The organism is Microbacterium sp. UBA3394 (assembly GCF_002358725.1).
In the GTDB taxonomy this organism is placed as follows: Bacteria; Actinomycetota; Actinomycetes; order Actinomycetales; family Microbacteriaceae; genus Microbacterium; species Microbacterium luteum.
Genome location: NZ_DEPK01000027.1, coordinates 1 through 3,995, shown reverse-complemented (window position 1 = coordinate 3,995; position 3,995 = coordinate 1). Strand labels below are relative to the sequence as shown.

Sequence of the window (3,995 nt, the reverse complement as noted above, 5' to 3'; positions counted from 1 at the left end):
TTGACGACCTTGCGACCGCCCTTGTTGCCGAACTCGACCGCACCGGCGGCGAGGGCGAACAGCGTGTCGTCGCCGCCCCGGCCGACGTTGGCGCCCGGGTGGAAGTGGGTTCCGCGCTGACGGACGATGATCTCGCCTGCGCCGACGACCTGACCGCCGAAGCGCTTCACGCCGAGGCGCTGCGCGTTGGAGTCACGACCGTTGCGAGTGGAGCTTGCGCCCTTCTTGTGTGCCATCTCAGCTTCTTCCTGGAGTTACTTGATGCCGGTGACCTTGACGCGCGTGAGGTCCTGGCGGTGCCCCTGGCGCTTCTTGTAGCCGGTCTTGTTCTTGAACTTCTGGATCACGATCTTGGGGCCGCGCTCCTCACCGAGGACCTCGGCGGTCACCGAGACCTTCGCCAGCTTGTCGGCGTCGGTCGTGACGGCGTCGCCGTCGACGAGCAGGACGGCCGGAAGCTGCACCTTGTCACCGATCTGAGCAGCCAGACGATCGAGAACGACGATCGAGCCGACCTCGACCTTCTCCTGCCGGCCACCGGCGCGCACAACTGCGTAAACCACTTCACACCTTGTTTCGTCTTGGGGAGCGCACGGCTCCGGTTGTCTTGAAAGACGGGTAACGGTGCGGAAGCCATGCTCTCGGCGTGTCACCATGAGTATGCGGCACGCTACGCACCAAAGGAATACTTTACCGGATGCCGCAGCGCCGCGCAAAGCGACGCCGCCGGAGTCCGCGCCGTAGGATCGCGGGATGGCGATCCTGATCGATCCACCTCGCTGGCCTGCGCACGGGCGCCTGTGGTCTCACCTGATCAGCGATGCGAGCCTCGACGAACTGCACCGCTTCGCAGCGGCGAACGGCATCCCCCGTCGCGGATTCGACCGCGATCACTACGACGTTCCCGACGAGGCCTACGACCGTCTCGTGGCCGCAGGCGCTCATGCCGTCGGCGGCCACGAACTGGTCCGCCGCCTCATCGCCTCCGGACTGCGCGTCACCGCTCGCGAGCGCCGCGGGCGATGACGCGCGACCTCCGCGTCAGTCCTCGCTCGGCGGGGCCGGCGTGACGGTGCTCACCGGTGTACCCGTCAAGGCGGCGGTGGTCACCCGGCGCCGACCGCGTCCCTGACCGGGGGCCTTCGGCTCGGGGAGCGCATCCAGAACGGAGTCCAGGAGGACATCCGTCTCCGTGCGGGGACCCTTCGATGACTCGGGCTTCTTGCGGCGGGGCTTCTTGCCTCGATCCGCGTGCTCGGCCCGGGATTCGTCCTTCGGGGCAGGCTGGCCGTCCTTGGGCTCGGGCAGCACGACATCCACCTGTCCACCGGCGGCGGGGGCGTCCTCTCCCTGCGACGGATGGATCGTCGAGGCCGCGATCTGCGCCAGCGCCGACTTCACGCCTTCGGTGATCGTATGCGTGCCGCCGCCCTGGGACGACGACGATCCGTTGCCGTTGCCCTGCGAGGAACCGCCGTTGCCGTTCTGGCGCTGTCGACGACCGCTCGAGGACGACCCCGATGACCGATGCTTGACGACCGGGTCGTGATGGACGATCACGCCGCGGCCGGCGCACACCTCGCACGCCTCGCTGAAGGTCTCCAGCAGCCCGAGACCCAGCTTCTTGCGCGTCATCTGCACGAGTCCGAGCGACGTGACCTCGGCCACCTGGTGCTTGGTCCGGTCGCGACTGAGGCACTCGACCAGACGCCGCAGCACGAGGTCGCGGTTGGATTCGAGCACCATGTCGATGAAGTCGACCACGATGATTCCGCCGATGTCGCGCAGCCGCAGCTGCCGCACGATCTCCTCGGCAGCCTCGAGGTTGTTCTTCGTGACCGTCTCTTCGAGGTTCCCGCCGGATCCGACGAACTTGCCGGTGTTGACGTCGACGACGGTCATCGCCTCGGTGCGGTCGATGACGAGCGATCCGCCCGAGGGCAGCCACACCTTGCGGTCCAGCGCCTTCTCGATCTGCTCGGTGATGCGGAAGCGGTCGAACGGGTCTCGGTCCTCTTCGTAGGACTCGACGCGATCGAGGAGGTCGGGAGCGACCCCTTCGAGGTACGCGGTGATGGTCTGGTGCGCATCCTCACCCTGGATGAGCATCTTCGAGAAGTCCTCGTTGAAGACGTCGCGCACGATCTTGACCAGCAGATCGGGCTCCGAGTGCAGCAGCGCCGGGGCCTGCTGGGATTCGACCTGGCGTCCGATGTGCTCCCACTGCGTCGTGAGCCGGTTGACGTCGCGTGTCAGCTGCTCCTCCGTGGCGCCCTCGGCGGCGGTGCGCACGATGACGCCGGAGGACTCGGGCAGCACCTCCTTGAGGATCTTCTTCAGACGCGCCCGTTCGGTGTCGGGGAGCTTGCGCGAGATGCCGTTCATGGCGCCGCCGGGCACGTACACGAGGTAGCGCCCGGGGAGCGAGATCTGGCTCGTCAGTCGCGCGCCCTTGTGTCCGACCGGGTCCTTCGTCACCTGCACGAGCACCTTGTCGCCCGATTTCAGCGCGAGCTCGATCCGTCGCGGCTGATTGCCGGTCTCGACGGCGTCCCAGTCCACTTCACCGGAATAGAGCACGGCGTTGCGTCCCCGGCCGATGTCGACGAACGCGGCCTCCATGCTGGGGAGCACGTTCTGCACGCGACCGAGATAGACGTTCCCGATGAGAGACGAGTCCTGATTGCGGGCCACATAGTGCTCGACGAGGACGTCGTCCTCCAGCACCGCGATCTGGATCCGGCCGTTCTTCGATCGCACCACCATGACCCGGTCGACGGCCTCGCGGCGCGCGAGGAATTCGGCCTCGGTGACCACGGCACGACGGCGACCGGCTTCGCGCCCGTCACGGCGGCGCTGCTTCTTCGCCTCGAGGCGCGTGGATCCCTTGATCCGCTGCGGCTCGGTCACGACCTCGACGGCCCGCTTGCGGCCGGAGGACCGGGGCGATTCGTCGTCGCCGTCGCTCTTGTCGTTCTGGCCGCCGCCTCCGCGACGTCGACCACGGCGGCGAGAGCTGCCCCCCGACTGCTGCTCCCGGTCGCTTTCGACGTCGTCATCGGGCCGCGCCGGCAGCACCGCGATCTCGGGTGCGTAGAAGTGCAGCTGCGTCGACACCGCGGAGACGAACCGCTCCGGCAGGAGACCGAGACTGACAGCGGTCAGTCTCTCCGGTTCGGCAGGTTCTTCGGGCGTCGCCGGAGGAACCTCGGGCTCGGCCGTGGTCTCGGACTCAGCCGGAGACTCGGTGCCAGGGGACGGCGCCGGCTCGGAGGACGCTTCCTCCTGGGTGGGCGCCGTGACCTCGGCGGCCCCCGCGGGTTCCGAGAGTTCCGGCGTCCCGCCGTCGGACGACTGTTCCGCCTCTACGTTCGTCTCCACCGGAGCGTCCGGTTCGGAGTCTGCTGGGACGTGTGCATCATTTCCATCGGCCATCTCTGGCGTACTCCCCGCGGGTGACACCGCGCGTCACCCGTCGAAATCTCGTGCGTGGCGCCCTCCCTGGGAAGGGGCGTCCTCGCGAACTCACTCGGTGTGTCGTCGCGCCCGGTCCAGCGGGTTCCGCGACGACGATAGGGCGTTCATCGCCCGAAGTCTTCTGTCGATGCCCGTGGCGGCGCGGCCGCCGTGCATCGCCGTTCATTATCGCACTTTCGCTCCGATAATGCGCGACCGCGGCCGCAGGCGGTCCACAGCAGACCCATAGCGGACGATGAGAGGATCGCCGTATGGCTTCGCCCTCGTCGCACACCCGCCCGACCGGCCTGGCGATCTGGCTGATCATCGCGGGGGTGATCGGGTGGTTCGCCGCCTTCAACCTCACGGTGGAGAAGATCGACCGACTCGCGGACCCGGGCGCGTCGGCGTCGTGCGACTTCAGCGTGCTGGTGCAGTGCAGCGCGAATCTCGACTCCTGGCAGGGCAGCGTCTTCGGCTTCTCCAACCCGATCCTCGGCCTCACCGGGTGGGTCGCACCGATCGTCGTCGGCGCGGCG

5 protein-coding genes are annotated in these 3,995 nt (G+C 67.9%); 2 read left to right on the top strand and 3 right to left on the bottom strand.

Going from position 1 to position 3,995, the window contains the following annotated elements:
• On the bottom strand, nucleotides 1–236 hold a 236-nt coding region (gene rpmA, locus B4E30_RS01365; protein ID WP_286793181.1), incomplete at its 3' end, for a 50S ribosomal protein L27.
• Nucleotides 237–254: 18 nt separating this feature from the next.
• Nucleotides 255–563, bottom strand: a complete 309-nt coding sequence (rplU, locus tag B4E30_RS01360; RefSeq protein ID WP_071043323.1) for a 50S ribosomal protein L21 — start codon at nucleotides 561–563, stop codon at nucleotides 255–257.
• A gap of 190 nt (nucleotides 564–753) precedes the next feature.
• Between rplU and B4E30_RS01355 the strand changes: the two genes are divergently transcribed.
• On the top strand, nucleotides 754–1,026 hold the full coding sequence (locus tag B4E30_RS01355; protein ID WP_286793180.1) for a DUF4031 domain-containing protein: 273 nt from the start codon (nucleotides 754–756) through the stop codon (nucleotides 1,024–1,026).
• 15 nt (nucleotides 1,027–1,041) lie between these two features.
• Here B4E30_RS01355 and B4E30_RS01350 read toward each other — a convergent pair whose 3' ends face one another.
• Nucleotides 1,042–3,435: an Rne/Rng family ribonuclease gene (locus B4E30_RS01350; RefSeq protein WP_286793179.1), complete on the bottom strand. Its 2,394-nt coding sequence runs from the start codon at nucleotides 3,433–3,435 to the stop codon at nucleotides 1,042–1,044.
• Nucleotides 3,436–3,728: 293 nt separating this feature from the next.
• Here B4E30_RS01350 and B4E30_RS01345 point away from each other — a divergent pair.
• A partial coding sequence (locus B4E30_RS01345; protein ID WP_286793178.1) for a vitamin K epoxide reductase family protein occupies nucleotides 3,729–3,995 on the top strand: 267 nt, incomplete at its 3' end.